The sequence below is a fragment of the Pseudomonas sp. Root569 genome (assembly GCF_001427465.1).
GTDB classification, from domain to species: Bacteria; Pseudomonadota; Gammaproteobacteria; order Pseudomonadales; family Pseudomonadaceae; genus Aquipseudomonas; species Aquipseudomonas synxantha.
Genome location: NZ_LMGQ01000026.1, coordinates 270,754 through 287,094 on the forward strand (window position 1 = coordinate 270,754; position 16,341 = coordinate 287,094).

Here is a 16,341-nt window from a genome sequence, read left to right on the forward strand (position 1 = left end):
AGTCCTGCTCACAGGTTGTACTGTTTGCGTTTGCGGTACAGGGTCGACGCGTCGATGCCGAGAGTGCGGGCTGCTTGGTCCAGGGTGTCACTGGTAGCGAGTACCGCGCCGATGTGGGCTTTTTCCAGTTCGTCCAGGCTCAGTGCGGCGCCGATACGCGGCGCATTGTTGGTCGGTTGTTCGGCCATCCCCAAGTGGCTGATCTCGACCTTCTCCTGCGGGCAAATAATGCTGGCGCGCTCCACCACGTTGCGCAGCTCGCGGATATTGCCGGGCCAGCGATAGTTGAGCAGCGCTTCTCGAGCGTCATCACTGAAGCCGCGAGCGGGACGGGCGTATTCCTTGACGAAGCGCGCCAGGAAGCGGTCGGCCAGGGCCAGGATGTCCTCACTGCGTTCGCGCAACGGCGGCAGGTGCAAGGTGATGACGTTGAGGCGGTACAGCAAGTCTTCACGGAAGCGGCCATCACGCACCATGTCTTCCAGATTCAAGTTGGTGGCTGCAAGGATACGTACATCGGCGCGACGGGTGACCGGGTCGCCCACACGCTCATACTCTTTATCTTGAATGAACCGCAGGAGTTTTGGCTGCAACGTGAGCGGAAAGTCGCCGATTTCGTCGAGAAACAGTGTGCCGCCGTCCGCCTGGTTGACTCGGCCCAGCGTGCTTTCACTGGCGCCGGTGAACGCGCCGCGGCTGTGGCCGAACAGCTCACTCTCCATCAGTTCGGCGGTCAGCGATGGGCAGTTGATGGTTACGCAGGATTTTTTCGAGCGTTTGCTCCAGCCATGGATAGCCCGGGCCAGCTCCCCTTTACCGGTGCCGGACTCGCCGAGGATCAGAATGTTGGCATCGGTGCCAGCCACTTGGCGCGCGGTCTCCAACACCACCATCATTGATGGGCTGTGGGAGTCCAGGCCATCCTTGGACTGGCGCACCGCACCTTCCAAGGCTTCCAGGCGCGCCGAAAGCTGGCGCACTTCCAGTTGCTTGGCGGTGGCCAGGCGCAATTGATCCGGGCTGCAGGGCTTGACCAGATAGTCGGCGGCACCGGCCTGGATCGCGTCTACGGCGGTATCCACGGCGGAATGAGCAGTGACAATCACCACACGCATCCACGGTGCCTGGATACGCATCTGTGCCAGTACATCCAGGCCGTTATCTTCGCCAAGGCGCAAATCGAGAAAGCACAGGTCGAACACCTGGCGCTGCATCAGCGCGTCAGCCTGGGCCGCGCTGTTGGCGGTGGCTACGGTGTAGCCCTCATCCTCCAGGCAATAACGGAAGGTGCGCAGGATCGCGGACTCGTCATCCACTAAAAGAATGCGGCCTTGAAGTTCCTTGGCTGATCCCATCTGTCCCGCGCTCCTTAACTATAAATGTGATGGTGTTTAGTCCCGGAATAATCGGGCAAGTTGCATGGTTTATTCTGATTCATAAAAGGCATGTCCGTGCAGGTATCTGCACACTCCCGACACAAGTACCGGCTGATGGCGTTTTCATACCCTGCTGCCACTTCGGCAACGAGGTCTGCGGATTTGATCCGTCGATCCGACCATTGGCCATCGTGCATTTCGCACGGGTAACGCAGGGGCATCGTGCAGGATGCTAGGTGATAGATCTGTGTGTGGCATTTAACTCGTTGATTTTATTGAGTTTTATTTTGCAATAAAGCTGGCATGCAGTCTGCAATATCTCTCCCAAGAGTGTCATGAACGAATAAACAGAATGCGGGAGAAAAGCAGCATGACTCGCCAAAGCCTCAGCCAATTGCGTGTATCCCCGCTTCGTGTGCAGCAGGGCTTGTTTGCCAGTTTGGCATTGATGGTCACGTTGATTGCCGGCCAGCAAATGCAGCATTGGCAAGAGAGTGCGCAGCAAACCCCGCAATTTGAACGTCCGGTCATGACCCAGACCCACTTCCGTTCCATTGGCAGCGCCAGCACTAATGGAACTGCCCCGCAATTGAGCTTGGTCGACCAGGATTCCACTCTGGACGAACTGCCAACCCAAGAGCGCTGGGTGTTCTAGGCAAGACAAGGTCGCTTGAATTGAGCGGCTGTACGGCACTACCGCTGTTACCCCTATAGAAGCATAAGGAGAATCACCATGTTGAGTTGGGCAATCACATTTCTGATCATCGCCATTGTGGCTGCAGTCCTGGGCTTTGGTGGTATTGCGGGCACCGCCACGGGTATCGCCAAGATTCTCTTTGTCGTCTTCCTGGTGATGTTTATCGCTTCGTTCTTCTTTGGTCGTAAAGGCCGAGGCTGAATATGACCACTCTGCCGTTTAAAGCCATTGCTGCCGCCCTGCTCTTGGGCGGCAGCAGCCTGGCGATGGCCGCCAATGACGGCCAGTCCCGGGCTAACCAATTGCTCAGTGCGGACCCGCAGTACCGTGAGACCTGGCAAGACGTGGTGAAGAAAGAACAGCGCCTGCCGGAATGGGTGATGAACCTGTCGGGCACCGCCGAACAAATGAATGCTGTTGAAGAGGACGGTGACAAGTATCTGGTGGGCCCGCTTTGCGAAACTGCGGATACCTGCTTGAACAAGCGCCTCATTGTGGCCTTCAGTTTCGATAAGGAAGATGCCTACGCGATGTTGGTGGAAGTCCCAGCCGGTCTGCCGGCCGACAAGTCCCCGACACGGCATGCCGATTACCGTTTCCTCGGTAAGCCGGATGAAGGCATGCAAAAGCTGTTGATGGAACAACTGAAGAAAGATCCGAATTGGTACTAGGTTCCGTCTGAAACGGAGCCTGCGTCCATAGAAAGAAGCCCCTGCGCTTCTTTCTGTTTGCATCGCTCGCCAACAGTGATGCATGACCAGGGGGCCGGGTTGCTCTGATCCACCGAGATCGGCGTGACCTACGGGCACAGGGAGTGCCTGCGCAAGGGCCGGGTCAGGCGAAAAGCTGCGACGCAAGTTCACAAGCCCTCAAGCTTGCTGAACTTGCGGCGGGCTTATGACTCTCATCCCCCGCGCTTCATGCCTTTCATAGCCGTCATTTCAGTTTTTGCCTTACACCAACCATTACTGGGTATGTCAGCGTGACCATCTATCTAGAAATTTTCGTCCTCGCCAGAGGACTTTTCTGGCGCTAGGTGGTGGATTTCTCACGCATTTCTGCCAATCACTTCAAGTCGTCCTGCTTCGCTAAGCGAGCCTGATTTGGCAGCTTCACGGCATATTCACCCGCCTCAATGGCGTATTCGAACTGACCGTTCGGACAATTATTTTCAAAAAAAGCCATGCCGATTCGGCATAGGGTAGGCGTTTACGGCATTAGACGTCGCCCCCTTGCATGGGAATAGTTGCGCCTTTTTTCGCCTGCCAGTAAGCCATTTCGGCCACGCTGCGGTGACCTTCCATGGAGGCTGATGCTCACACTTTTTCGCTTTCGGGCGTTCCAGCTGGCGCATTCGCCTTAAGTCCACTTGAAGTAAGGGTAATGACATGAAGAAGGCAAAGCTAAGCCTCGCCTGGCAGATCCTCATCGGTTTGGTACTGGGGATCGCAATCGGTGCAGTGCTCAACCATTTCAGTGCTGAAAAGGCCTGGTGGATCAGCAATGTGTTGCAGCCGGCAGGCGATATCTTTATCCGCCTGATCAAGATGATCGTGATCCCGATTGTGATTTCCTCGCTGATCGTCGGCATTGCCGGTGTAGGCGATGCGAAAAAGCTCGGACGTATCGGCGTCAAAACCATCCTTTACTTCGAAGTGGTCACCACCATCGCCATCGTGGTCGGCCTGTTGCTGGCCAACCTGTTCCACCCGGGCGCCGGCATCGATATGAGTACCCTGGGTACCGTCGATATCTCCAAGTATCAGGCGACCGCCGCCGAGGTACAGCATGAACACGCGTTCATCGAAACCATCCTCAACCTGATCCCATCGAATATTTTTGCAGCGGTGGCCCGTGGCGAGATGCTGCCGATCATTTTCTTCTCCGTGCTGTTCGGCCTGGGCTTGTCGAGCCTCAAGCCTGAGCTGCGCGAGCCTCTGGTGACCATGTTTCAGGGCGTTTCCGAGAGCATGTTCAAAGTTACCCACATGATCATGAAGTACGCCCCTATCGGCGTCTTTGCCCTGATCGCGGTGACCGTCGCCAACTTCGGCTTTGCCTCATTGCTGCCGCTGGCCAAGCTGGTGATCCTGGTTTACGTGGCCATCCTGTTCTTTGCCTTTGCGGTACTGGGCTTGATCGCTCGCCTGTTTGGCTTCTCGATCCTGAAAGTGATGCGCATCTTCAAGGACGAGCTGGTGCTGGCGTACTCCACTGCCAGTTCCGAAACCGTGTTGCCACGTGTGATCGAGAAAATGGAAGCCTACGGTGCGCCGAAGGCGATCTGCAGCTTCGTGGTGCCGACCGGTTACTCGTTCAACCTCGACGGTTCGACCCTGTACCAGAGCATCGCCGCGATCTTTATCGCACAGCTGTATGGCATCGATCTGTCGATCGGCCAGCAACTGATGCTGGTCCTGACTCTGATGGTGACCTCCAAAGGTATCGCCGGCGTGCCGGGCGTGTCCTTCGTGGTATTGCTGGCCACCCTGGGCAGTGTGGGCATCCCGCTGGAAGGCTTGGCGTTCATTGCCGGTGTCGACCGTGTAATGGACATGGCGCGTACTGCACTGAACGTGATCGGTAATGCCTTGGCCGTACTGGTTATCTCCCGCTGGGAAGGCATGTACGACGATGCCAAGGGCGAGCGCTACTGGAATTCCCTGCCGCACTGGCGCAGCAAGGAAGCGCTGCCGGCCGGCGAGATCACTCGCGGCTGATCGCTCGATTGCGCTGACACAAACCCCGGATAATTCCGGGGTTTGTCGTTTCTGCCAGCCCCGTTATCATTCGCCCCATCTTTCGGGGGATTTAACTGATGCTCAATGGCCTGTGGCTTGGCTTCTTTGTCGTGGCAATGGTGTCAGCACTGGCGCAATGGCTGGTGGGCGGTAACGCCGGGATTTTCGCAGCGATGGTGGAAAGCATTTTCGCCATGGCTAAATTGTCGGTGGAAGTCATGGTGCTGCTGTTCGGCACCCTGACCTTGTGGCTGGGCTTTTTGCGCATCGCCGAGAAAGCCGGGATCGTCGACTGGCTGGCCAAGGCCCTTGGCCCGTTGTTTCGCCGCCTGATGCCGGAAGTGCCCGCCGGCCACCCCGCCATCGGCTTGATCACCCTCAACTTCGCTGCCAACGGCCTGGGCCTGGACAACGCCGCCACGCCCATCGGGCTGAAGGCCATGAAGGCGCTGCAGGAACTCAATCCGATCCCCAATACGGCGAGTAACGCACAAATCCTGTTCCTGGTGCTTAACGCGTCGTCGCTGACGCTGTTGCCGGTGACCATCTTCATGTACCGCGCCCAGCAAGGCGCCGCAGACCCGACCCTGGTGTTCCTGCCGATCCTGCTGGCCACCAGCGCGTCGACCCTGGTGGGCCTGCTGTCGGTGGCGGTGATGCAGCGCCTGCGGTTGTGGGACCCGGTAGTGCTGGCCTACCTGATCCCCGGAGCATTGATACTGGGCGGCTTCATGGCGCTGCTGGCGACCCTGTCTGCCACGGCGCTGGCCGGCTTGTCGTCGATCCTGGGTAACCTCACACTGTTTGGCTTGATCATGCTGTTCCTAGTGATCGGTGCCCTGCGCAAGGTCAAGGTGTACGAAGCCTTCGTCGAAGGGGCCAAGGAAGGCTTCGACGTGGCCAAGAACCTGTTGCCCTATCTGGTGGCGATGCTGTGTGCGGTGGGTGTGCTACGTGCCTCGGGAGCTTTGGACTTCGGGCTGGAAGGGATTCGCCATGTGGTGGCCTGGACCGGCATGGATACGCGTTTCGTCGACGCGCTGCCAACGGCGATGGTCAAGCCATTCTCCGGCAGTGCGGCGCGGGCGATGCTGATCGAGACTATGCAGACCCAGGGGGTGGATAGCTTCCCTGCGTTGGTGGCGGCGACGATTCAGGGCAGTACTGAAACGACGTTTTATGTGTTGGCGGTTTATTTCGGCTCGGTGGGCATCCAGCGGGCGCGGCATGCGGTGGGCTGTGCGTTGCTGGCGGAGTTTGCCGGTGTCGTGGCGGCTATTGCGGTGTGCTACTGGTTCTTCGGTTAAGCCTTAGATTGCTATCGGGGGCAAGCCCCCTCCCACACTTGATCTGCGAATGCATTCAAAATGTGGGAGGGAGCTTGCCCCCGATGAGGCCGTCAGCGTTTTAAGGCAGCCTTGCCCTGCTGCACCACCCAATTCACCACCTGCCCATTCAACTGATCCCCCGCCTTACCAAAGGCTGCCACCACCGCGGGCACCTTGGTGTCACCCACCGGCTGCCTTACCTCAAACCGCCGGCTGGCGATAATCCGCTGGTCACTGCCGCGCACCAACCGTGCGTCGAGGCGAATCACGACATCTACCGCTTTGCCACTGTACTCACTCTGAAACGCCTGCAATTGCCCGCCCAGCTCATAGTCGGCTTGCAGGTTGGTCTCGTCGGTACTCAACAACGTCACTCGCCCGTCCCGTTGGAAGCCGTCCAGCAGGCGGTTGCGTAAAAGCACTGGCGCCGGGTCGCTCCAGCGTGAGTTTGCATAACTGCTGATCAGGTTGCCGTCAGGCACCACGGCAATGCGTGGGCTGTCGAGGAATTCGCTGGTCTGGGGCTTGCTCACCCGCAATGACCAACTTACCGGTGTGCCTTGAGTGGTTGGCTGTGCAGATACCAGGCGGTATACGTCCGATGGATCCGGCTTGGGCAGGATTGAACACGCACTGACCAGTGCCAGAGCCACAGGGGCGATCATTTGGTAAGCACGCTTCATGGCGTGAACTCCTTGTTCTTGTCACTGCCCAGCAGGTAACCGCTGGGGTTGGCTTCCAGGCGACGAGAGATGGCGCGCAGCGAACCAAGGGTTTCACGCAATTCGCGCACCGCCGGCGCCAGTTCGTTAAGGCCCTGCATGCCGCTGTTCACCGAGTCCTGGTTGTTGGTCAGCAAGCTGTTGATGGTGGCGGTGCTTTGCTCCAGAGATTTCATCGCCTGCTCGGCGCTGCCGAAGGCTTGCTTGCCTTGCTCGTTGAGCAGGCCATTGGCGCTACGCATCAGTACGGTGGTTTGCTCGAGAGCGGCACCGGCCTGTTTGCTCACCTGCATCAGTTGCTGCATCACCACCTTGATATCGCCTCGTTGCTCGGCGATGGCCCCGGTGGTTTGTTGCAGGTTGTCCAGGGTGTTGCTCAGGCGTTCGACGTTTTCCCGGGAGAACATGTGGTTGGCGTTGTGCAGCAGCAAGTTGACGCTGGTCATCAGGTCGTTGCTGTTGTTGAGCAGGCGAGCGATGGGCGATGGGGATGCGATGATTTCCGGCAGGTTGCCGTCCTTGCCCTTGAGCTCCGGGCTCTGTGGGGTGCCGCCGCTGAGCTGGATGATCGAGGTGCCGGTGATGCCGGTCAGCGCCAGCTTGGCCTGGGTGTCTTCCTTGATCGGCGTCTGCCCGGCCAGGCGGATGCGCGCCAGGACGCGGCGCGGGTCTTTGGGGTCCAGGCGCAGGCTGGTGACGTCGCCGACCTTGATCCCGCTGTACTGCACCGCACTGCCCTGGGACAGGCCGCTGACCGCCTCGTTGAAGATCACTTCGTAATCCTGGAAGGCGCTGTCGACGCTGGACTTGGCCAGCCACAGGCCAAACAGCATCGCGCCGACCACCACTATTACGCTGAACAGTCCGATCATCACATGATGGGCTCGGGTTTCCATGTCATACCTCGTTGAGCGATTGAGCGGCATCCAATGCCGCACGGCCCCGGGGGCCGTGGAAATATTCGTGAATCCAGGCGTCGTCGGTTTCCGAGACGACATCGATGGCGTCGGCCACCAGCACTTTCTTCTGCGCCAGCACCGCCACGCGGTCGGTGATGGTGTACAGCGTGTCCAGGTCGTGGGTGACCAGGAACACACTCAAGCCCAACGCGTCGCGCAGGGTCAGGATCAGTTGGTCGAACTGCGCGGCGCCAATCGGATCGAGGCCAGCGGTGGGTTCATCGAGGAACAGGATGTCCGGGTCCAATGCCAGCGCACGGGCCAGGGCCGCGCGCTTGATCATGCCGCCGGACAATGAGGCCGGGTATTTGTCGGCCGCCGACAGTGGCAGCCCGGCCAGCGCCAGCTTGACCGCCGCCAAGTGCTCGGCGTCGGCGCGGCTGAGGCCGGCGTGTTCAATCAAGGGCAGGGCGACGTTCTCGGTGACGGTCAGCGAGGAAAACAGCGCGCCCTTCTGGAACAGCACGCCAAAGCGTCGTTCCACCAGCGAGCGTTCATGCTCAGGCAGGCTCGGCAGGTTCTTGCCGAACACCCGCACTTCACCCTCACTGGGGCGCCGCAGGCCGACGATGCTGCGCAACAGCACCGACTTGCCGCTGCCGGAGCCGCCGACCACCGCCAGGATTTCGCCCTTGTACAAATCCAGGTCGAGGTTCTCGTGCACGCTCTGGCTGCCAAAGCGGTTGCACAAGCCGCGCACTTCAATCACCGCCTCAGTGGGCGCACGGTGTAGACGACTCACCAGCCCATCTCCATGAAGAACATCGCGGCGACCGCATCCAGCACGATCACCACAAAGATCGATTGCACCACGCTGGAAGTGGTGTGCGCGCCGACGGATTCGGCACTGCCGCTGACCTTGAAGCCTTCCAGGCAGCCAATGGCCGCGATCAGGAAGGCGAAGATCGGCGCCTTCACCATGCCTACCAGAAAGTGCTGCACGCCAATGTCCGATTGCAACAGCGAGAGGAACATCGCCGGTGAAATATCCAGGGCCACCGCACACACCACGCCACCGCCGACGATCCCCGAGAGCATCGCCAGGAAGGTCAGCATCGGCAGCGCCACCAGTAGCGCCAAGACCCGCGGCAATACCAACAGCTCCATGGGGTCCAGGCCCAAGGTACGGATGGCGTCGATTTCTTCGTTGGCCTTCATTGAGCCGATTTGCGCGGTGAACGCACTGGCGGTACGGCCAGCAATCAGGATAGCAGTGAGCAATACGCCGAACTCCCGCAGGAAGGAGAACGCTACTAGGTCCACGGTAAAAATCGTCGCGCCGAAGCTCTTGAGCACCGTGGCGCCGAGAAACGCCACCACCGCGCCCACCAGGAAGGTCAGCAAGGCCACGATAGGCGCTGCGTCGAGGCCGGTCTGTTCGATATGCGCGACCATCGGCGTCAGGCGCCAGCGCTTGGGCCGCAGGATGCCACGGGCGAAAGTTTCGAGGATCAGGCCGATAAAGCCCAGCAGCTTCATCGCGTCTTGCCAGACGGTGTCCACGGCACTGCCAATGCGCGCCAGCACTTGGATGCCGACAGCCTCTTCCGGCTCTTTGGTCGGCACGCAGAAATCATTCAGGGAGCGGTAGACCGTCTTGAGCAATGCACGGTCTGCGGCTGGCAGGCTGCAATCGGTCTGCTCGGCGGAGTGTTCGATGCGCTCGGGGCCCAGCAGCTCCACCAGCAGCGAGGCGCCGGCGGTATCCAATGCGCCGAGGCCGTTGAGGTCGATGCGGGCGCCAGCGTCGTATTGGCCGTCGAGCTTGTCCGACAGCTTCTTCAGTGTGGTGTAGTGGGCAAGCGTCCAGTCGCCGGTAATCCGGAGCAAAGGTGGAGTGATGGACGTATCAAGGTGGGCCGCGCCGGCCGTCGTGCGAGTGGTCATAAGCTCCGAGCTTGTTTGGCTATCCACAATGGCTACGTAATAGCACACACTCGCCTACTTTGGGTTGTCCGCTTGTGCTGTGTCTATCACCTTGAAGCGCAATACACCGATGACTTGCCCGTCTTCGGTCAGCACCTGGACCTGCCAGCGCCCTGCTGAGTCACCCGGGAAATTCTGCTTGTGGGTCCAGGCGCGGTAACCCTCCTTGCGACCGCCATGGATATCCAGGGCAATGCGGTCGACTTCCTGGCCATTGAATTTCCACACATGGTAGATCCGTTCATCCAGCCCGCGCGGTGCGTTGATCGCGGTGTAGGCGTACAGCCCACCACTGCGCAACTGGGCGGCAGTGACTTCCTTGAGGTGGTCGCCAGGTGTGCGGTCTTGCAGCTGGGTGCTGATCGCCACTTCGGTCATCCACAGGGTAGCGGGCGGCACCCAGCTGCGCAGGAACCAGCCGGCGCAGCCGATGGCGGCGGTGACGCCCAGCAGCATCGCCCAGCCTTTGAGACTGCGCAGCGGCAGGCTGACGGCCAAGCTGGGAATCGACAAGGCCATCGCCACGCCCAGTGCCAGTTTGTAGCTCTCGGCAGTGGTCAGGTGCAGGATGATCGGCAACGCGGTCAACAGTGCGGCGAATAAGGTCAGGGTATGCAGCGCGAGGAACAGCGAACGCTTGGGCGCCAGCCACTTGTAGTACAGCGGGTCGATGATCGACACCAGCGCGGCCGCGCCGAGCAGGCCGGTAAACACCGATTGGCCGCTGTTCCAGGCTGTGGTGATGAAGAAGAACGGCAGTACGAAAAACAGACTTTCCTGGTGGATCATCTGGGTGGCGTAGCGCAGCAGCGGTTCGGGGATTTCACGCTTGAAGAGCTTGGTGAACAGCTGCGTGAAGCTGTTTTCCAGCATCAGCCACAGCCAGCTCACCAGCATGATGACTGCGATCCAGCTGGCCATGCCCTGCTGGCGGTCCACCAGGATAAAGCTGCCCACGCCCGAGATGAAACCGCCGAGTGCGATTACCCCTGGGTAGCGCTTCATCAGTTCGAGGATGCGCTGGATTAAGTGGGTCAGGTTTGGCATCGGCGGTTCGCAGTCTTTATATGAAAAATCCCAGACAGAATAACGTCTTAGCCCTGGGTCCGGTGCCTCATTCCACGATCCGTTTGCGATAACGCCGAACGCCAATCAACACTATGACGATCAGCCCCAGCACGCCCGCACCGATCCACGTCAGGGCGTCATAGCTCAACAGTGGCTTCTCGATGCGCCAATAGCCCGGTTGCTTGAGCACTTCGCGCATGGCCTGGTTGGTTTGCGCCAGGTTCACGGCCTTGATGCGTTTGACCGGGTCGCTGAAATGACCATCGGCGTAGTCACCGGAAGCACTCCAATAATAGTCCGCCAGCGCGCTGTTGCCCTGCACAGCCCAGGCCTGGCGCGCGATAGCCGCGTGTTGCAGGCGGGCAAATGCCGTTGGGTCCAGCCCATCCTTGAGCAGTTGTGCCTTGAGGTCTTGCAGGACGTGCTCCGCTTCAGGGAGATTTTCCCGTTCGAGGTCGGCGTTCAGGCTCAGGAAACCGACACCGCCGAGCACTTCGCGCTCAGTCCAGGGGCCGTAGGACAAGCCGTGCTTGAGGCGCAGTTGCCGGTACAGCGCCCAGTCCAGGTAATCCTTGAGCAGGTCGTAGGTTTCGTCATGCTGGTCATCCAGTACCGGCTCGGGGAACAGCCAGTGCAGCTTGGCGCCATCGCCGACCCAGCCGTGGATCAGGTCGCGGTGGCTGGCGGCAGTGTGCCGGATTTCCGGCAGCGGCCGATGTTCGCTGGGCTCCACCGGGTCGAGTTGGCCGTAGGTGCGTTCCAGATAGGCGGGCAGCAGTTTGTCGAGGTCACCGACGATGATCAGGGTCATGTTGTTCGGCGCGTACCAGTTCTTGCGCACCGCTTCCAGCTGATCGCGGGTCAGGTGATTGGCCTCGGCGCGTTCGGCGCATTTGAGGCCCAGCTCGACAGCCAGTTGGTTGCTGGCGTTGTGGCCGAGGTCCTGGCGGTCCAGCAGGCGTTGCAAATGGGAGTAATGGCCCCCGTCTTCACGTTCGACCACCCGCTTGGCCGCATCGATATTGGCGTCGGTTAGTTGCGTGCGGGTGAGGATGGCTAGTAACAGGTCCAGTACCTTGCGTTGGTTTTGCGCAGGGGCCTCGATCACGAAAGTGGTGTCGGCGTTGCTGGTGTAGGCGTTCCACTCGCCGCCCAGGGCTTGCATGCGGTCTTCCAGATCGCCTTCTCCGCCACCGTCGATACCGCTGAACAGCAAGTGTTCGAGCAGGTGCGGCAGTTCCTTGTCTTCGCAGCCGAAGTCATCCAGGCCCACGCCCACCACCAGGCGAATCGCTACGTGCCCGCGTTCGGTGCCCGGCTTGAGCAGCAGTTGCAGGCCGTTGGGCAAGGTATAGCCTTCGACTTGCAGGCGGTCAAAGGCAAAAGTATGTGCCGAGCCCAGGAGCAGGCAGGCGAGTAACAGGCGACGCATAACGAGCTTCCTGGCGAATGAGGTCCATTGTTAACTGACTTCACTCGCCGTCGTACGTTCAGGGTGAATGGGTGATGTCGGCAATATCTTCGGCGGAGAGTGCGCCAGTGTCGGATGTTTCCAACACTACATAAGCGCTGCTACAAAACAACGAATTCAAGCGTTTCATGTCGGCAATCAGCTCCAGATGCAGTGAGCTGGTCTCCAGGCTCTGCACGATCTTGCGTTGCAGGCGGCTGACGTGTGCGTGGGCCAGGCGACGCTCCTGGGCGCGAAAGCGGCGTTTTTCACGCAGTAATTGACGGGCGCTTTCCGGGTCGCCGCTGAGGAACACCGAGAGACCCAGGCGCAGGTTGGCAATCAACTGGCTGTGCAGGCCGCTGAGTTCTTCCAGGCCTACTTCGGAAAATTGTCGGCGCTGCGAGGTTTTCTGCTGCTGGACTTTACGCAGCATGCGCTCGATCAGGTCACCCGCCAGTTTCAGGTTGATCGACAGCTCGATGATTTCTGCCCAACGGCGGTTGTCTTGTTCGCCGAGGTCTTCACGGGGCATTTGCGCGAGGTAGAGCTTGATCGCGCTGTAGAGCGCCTCGACGTCATCGCTGAGGCTGCGCATTTGCTGGGTGATTGCAGTTTGATTGCCGCGCAGGACCTCTTGCATCGAAGTGAGCATATTGTCGATCAGGTCGCCCAGGCGCAGGGTTTCTCGCGCGGCGTTGGCCAGGGCCAGGCTCGGCGTGGTGAGCGCGGCCAGGTCAAGGTGGCGAGGTTTGGCCTTGCCATTGGTTTCTTCGCGCTCGGGCAGCAGCCAGGCGCACAGTCGCGCCATAGGGCCAATGGTGGGCAGTAGAATCAAGCAGCGCGTGACGTTGTAGAGCAGGTGGAAGGTGATGACCATGCCTTGGGCGCTGTAGTCCAGGCCGTCCATCCAGAGGACGAGTGGGTCAAGCACAGGAATGATAAGCAACAGGCCGATCAATTTGTACAACAGGCTGCCCAGGGCCACTTGGCGCCCGGCAGTGTTTTGCATGCTGGTGCTGAGGAAGGCCAGTACGCCGCTGCCGATGTTGGCGCCGATCACCAGGCCGATAGCCACATGCAACCCGATCACGCCGGCGCCGGCCAGGGTTGCCGTGAGCAGCACAGCCGCAAGGCTGGAGTAGGAAATCATGGCGAACAGCGCGCCGACCAGGGCGTCCAGCAAGATATCGCCGGTCAGCGAGGCGAAGATGACTTTGACACCCTGGGCATGGGTAATCGGCCCGGCGGCTTCGACGATCAATTGCAGCGCGAGGATGATCAGCCCCAAGCCGATTCCGACCCGGCCCAGTTGCCCGGCGCGCGTCTGTTTGCGCGACAGGAAGAAAATCACCCCGAGGAAGATCAGCAGCGGCGACAGCCAGGACAAGTCGAAAGTCAGCACCCGGGCCATCAACGCAGTACCGACGTCGGCGCCAAGCATGGTGGCCAAGGCCGGCGTGAGGCTCATCAGCCCTTGGCCGACAAAGGACGTCACCAGCATCGCGGTAGCGTTACTGCTTTGCACCATGGCCGTCACCAGGATACCGGCGACAAAAGCCAGCCAGCGCTTGGACATGTTCTGCCCGATGACTTGGCGCAAATTGGACCCGTAGACCCGCAGGATGCCGGTACGGACGATATGCGTGCCCCAGATAAGCAGGGTCACGGCGGAAAGCAGATTGAGCAAGGTCAGCATGCTCGGCCCCCCGTGTGGGTGCGCTCCAGCAGGAGCGAAGGAAAATTGCCGCGTGCCGCTCTACGTCTTGTACTTAAGCTGTAGTTGGCGAATGGGCTCTGCGCCAGCATCGCATAGCTAAAGTGGGGATTGAAACAAAACTGTCATGAAATCAGCTTTTTGCAGATGAAAAAATGGGGCGCAAGCGCCCCATTTCAGCAGCGGAGTCATGTTTATTGACCCGGCATGTCCTTACGCAGTTTCACCGGATCCTGCTGTTTTTTCTTTTTCGCCATGGCGGTGCGCATCTTGATGTTCACCGCTTCCACTGCCAGGGAGAACGCCATGGCGAAGTAGACGTAGCCTTTTGGCACGTGCACATCGAAGGATTCGGCGATCAGCACGGTACCCACCACCAGCAGGAACGACAGCGCCAACATTTTCAGCGACGGGTGCTTGTCGATGAACTCGCTGATGGTGCCGGCGGCCAGCATCATCACCAATACCGCAACGATGATCGCGGCAACCATGACCGGTACGTGGGAAACCATGCCGACGGCGGTGATCACCGAGTCGAGAGAGAACACGATGTCGATGATCGCGATCTGGATGATGGTGTAGATGAACTTGCCACCGGCGCCCTTGGGCTCGTCGTGGATTTCATCTTCGCCTTCCAGGGCGTGGTACATCTCCTGAGAGCTTTTCCACAGCAGGAACAGGCCGCCGAAGAACAGGATCAAGTCACGGCCGGAAATACCCTGGCCAAGCACCACGAACAGGTCCGCGGTCAGTTGCATGACCCAGGTGATTGACAGCAGCAACAGGATGCGCGTGACCATGGCCAGCGCCAGCCCGAAGATCCGGGTGCGCGCCTGCATATGCTTGGGCATACGGCTGACCAGGATCGAAATCATGATGATGTTATCGATGCCCAGGACGATCTCGAGGGCCGTCAGGGTGAAGAAGGCAATCCAGATTTCCGGATTGGTCAGCCATTCCATGTGTATTCCTTTGAGCAAGTGTTAAACCGCGCAAGCTGTAGCGCCGCGCGGTGAGTCAGTACGATTATAGAGTGCTGAACAGCGGAAAAATCCCCATCAGCAGTGCGGCGAACATTATGCACAGGCATACCAGCACTGCCCACTTCAAGGTGAAGCGTTGGTGGTCGCCGAACTCAATACCCGCCAGCGCCACCAGCAAGTAAGTCGAGGGTACCAGCGGGCTGAGCAGGTGCACGGGTTGCCCGACGATCGACGCACGGGCCATTTCGACCGCGGTGATGCCGTAGTGGCTGGCCGCTTCGGCCAATACTGGCAGTACGCCGTAATAGAACGCATCGTTGGACATGAAGAAGGTAAACGGCATGCTCACCAGCGCAGTGATCACTGCCAGGTACGGGCCCATGGCTTCCGGGATGACCGCCAGCAGGCTTTTTGACATGGCGTCGACCATGCCGGTGCCCGACAGGATGCCTGTGAAGATCCCGGCGGCGAAGATCAATCCGACGACCGCCAAGACGCTGCCGGCGTGGGCCGCGACGCGGTCTTTCTGCTGTTGCAGGCACGGGTAGTTGACGATCATCGCGATACTGAACGCCACCATGAACAGCACTGGCAGCGGCAACAAGCCGGCGATCAGGGTGCACATCAGCGCCAGGGTCAGGGCGCCGTTGAACCAGATCAACTTCGGACGGCGAGCGTCAGGGAACTGCGACACGCTGATTTCGCTGTGGTCGATCTCGTCGCCCTGCAGGTGCAGTTCACCCAGGCGCGCACGCTCGCGCTTGCCGTACATGTAGGCAATCACCAGGATCGCCACGACGCCGGCGGCCATGGCCGGGATCATCGGCACGAAGATGTCCGAGGGGTCCACATGCAACGCACTGGCAGCGCGGGCCGTCGGGCCACCCCAAGGGGTCATGTTCATCACGCCACCGGCGAGAATGATCAGGCCCGCCATGATTCGTGGGCTCATGCCGATGCGTTGGTAAAGCGGCAGCATGGCGGCGACGCAGATCATGTAGGTAGTGGCGCCGTCACCGTCCAGGGATACCACCAGGGCCAGCACGGCAGTGCCGACCGAGACCTTCAGCGGGTCGCCCTTGACCATCTTGAGGATCTTGCGCACGGCTGGGTCAAACAGGCCGGAGTCGATCATCAAGGCAAAGTAGAGGATGGCGAACATCAGCATCACGCCGGTCGGCGCGAGCTTGGTGATGCCTTCAAGCATCATCGGGCCAATCTTCGGCGCGAAACCGCCGAACAACGCGAATAGGATGGGCACGATGATCAGGGCGATCAGCGCGGACAGGCGCTTGGTCATGATCAGGAACATGAACGTGATGACCATGGCAAAGCCAAGGAAAGTCAGCATAGGGATACTCCAGGCGTAGCGCG

The 16,341-nt window shown here is 59.8% G+C and carries 15 protein-coding genes; 5 read left to right on the top strand and 10 right to left on the bottom strand.

The genetic code is table 11. The annotated features are described in order from the left end of the window. Positions 1-8: 8 nt before the first annotated feature. Complete coding sequence (gene algB, locus ASD70_RS23455; protein WP_046070286.1) at positions 9-1,355, bottom strand: sigma-54-dependent response regulator transcription factor AlgB; 1,347 nt, start codon at positions 1,353-1,355, stop codon at positions 9-11. A 391-nt stretch (positions 1,356-1,746) separates the two neighbouring features. Here algB and ASD70_RS23460 point away from each other — a divergent pair, with 391 nt between their 5' ends. The 5 genes from ASD70_RS23460 to ASD70_RS23475 all read left to right on the top strand — a co-directional run bounded on the left by ASD70_RS23460 (position 1,747) and on the right by ASD70_RS23475 (position 6,121). Further along, on the top strand, positions 1,747-2,031 hold the full coding sequence (locus ASD70_RS23460) for a hypothetical protein (RefSeq protein ID WP_056847561.1): 285 nt from the start codon (positions 1,747-1,749) through the stop codon (positions 2,029-2,031). A 78-nt stretch (positions 2,032-2,109) separates the two neighbouring features. Then, a complete protein-coding gene (locus tag ASD70_RS28655; RefSeq protein ID WP_003187386.1) occupies positions 2,110-2,274 on the top strand; it encodes a DUF1328 domain-containing protein in 165 nt (54 codons plus the stop codon). Positions 2,275-2,276: 2 nt separating this feature from the next. After that, on the top strand, positions 2,277-2,744 hold the full coding sequence (locus ASD70_RS23465; RefSeq protein WP_046070287.1) for an inhibitor of vertebrate lysozyme family protein: 468 nt from the start codon (positions 2,277-2,279) through the stop codon (positions 2,742-2,744). Between the two features lie 717 nt (positions 2,745-3,461). Continuing rightward, entirely contained in the window at positions 3,462-4,793 is a 1,332-nt protein-coding gene (gene gltP / locus ASD70_RS23470) for a glutamate/aspartate:proton symporter GltP (protein WP_043048349.1), read from the top strand. Positions 4,794-4,891: 98 nt separating this feature from the next. After that, positions 4,892-6,121: a nucleoside recognition domain-containing protein gene (locus ASD70_RS23475; RefSeq protein WP_046070288.1), complete on the top strand. Its 1,230-nt coding sequence runs from the start codon at positions 4,892-4,894 to the stop codon at positions 6,119-6,121. Positions 6,122-6,213: 92 nt separating this feature from the next. Here ASD70_RS23475 and ASD70_RS23480 read toward each other — a convergent pair whose 3' ends face one another. From ASD70_RS23480 to ASD70_RS23520, 9 genes are all read right to left on the bottom strand, one after another. Beyond that, positions 6,214-6,825: an ABC-type transport auxiliary lipoprotein family protein gene (locus ASD70_RS23480; RefSeq protein ID WP_056847549.1), complete on the bottom strand. Its 612-nt coding sequence runs from the start codon at positions 6,823-6,825 to the stop codon at positions 6,214-6,216. Next, positions 6,822-7,760: an MlaD family protein gene (locus tag ASD70_RS23485; RefSeq protein WP_056847550.1), complete on the bottom strand. Its 939-nt coding sequence runs from the start codon at positions 7,758-7,760 to the stop codon at positions 6,822-6,824. The genes ASD70_RS23480 and ASD70_RS23485 overlap by 4 nt, the downstream gene beginning before the upstream one ends. 1 nt (position 7,761) lies before the next feature. Next, entirely contained in the window at positions 7,762-8,565 is an 804-nt protein-coding gene (locus tag ASD70_RS23490) for an ABC transporter ATP-binding protein (RefSeq protein WP_014716351.1), read from the bottom strand. Then, positions 8,562-9,710, bottom strand: a complete 1,149-nt coding sequence (locus ASD70_RS23495) for an MlaE family ABC transporter permease (RefSeq protein ID WP_056847551.1) — start codon at positions 9,708-9,710, stop codon at positions 8,562-8,564. The genes ASD70_RS23490 and ASD70_RS23495 overlap by 4 nt, the downstream gene beginning before the upstream one ends. Before the next feature lie 54 nt (positions 9,711-9,764). Next, on the bottom strand, positions 9,765-10,796 hold the full coding sequence (locus tag ASD70_RS23500) for a DUF5924 family protein (RefSeq protein WP_043048357.1): 1,032 nt from the start codon (positions 10,794-10,796) through the stop codon (positions 9,765-9,767). A 67-nt stretch (positions 10,797-10,863) separates the two neighbouring features. Then, positions 10,864-12,249, bottom strand: a complete 1,386-nt coding sequence (locus ASD70_RS23505; protein ID WP_056847552.1) for a M16 family metallopeptidase — start codon at positions 12,247-12,249, stop codon at positions 10,864-10,866. 58 nt (positions 12,250-12,307) lie between these two features. After that, positions 12,308-13,966, bottom strand: coding sequence for a Na/Pi cotransporter family protein (locus ASD70_RS23510; RefSeq protein ID WP_056847553.1), 1,659 nt, complete (start codon positions 13,964-13,966; stop codon positions 12,308-12,310). Between the two features lie 212 nt (positions 13,967-14,178). Further along, positions 14,179-14,946: a TerC family protein gene (locus ASD70_RS23515; protein ID WP_056847554.1), complete on the bottom strand. Its 768-nt coding sequence runs from the start codon at positions 14,944-14,946 to the stop codon at positions 14,179-14,181. A gap of 64 nt (positions 14,947-15,010) precedes the next feature. Then, the gene (locus ASD70_RS23520; protein ID WP_003187405.1) at positions 15,011-16,318 is read right to left on the bottom strand and encodes a CitMHS family transporter; all 1,308 of its coding nucleotides are present in this window, start codon (positions 16,316-16,318) and stop codon (positions 15,011-15,013) included. Positions 16,319-16,341 lie beyond the last annotated feature (23 nt).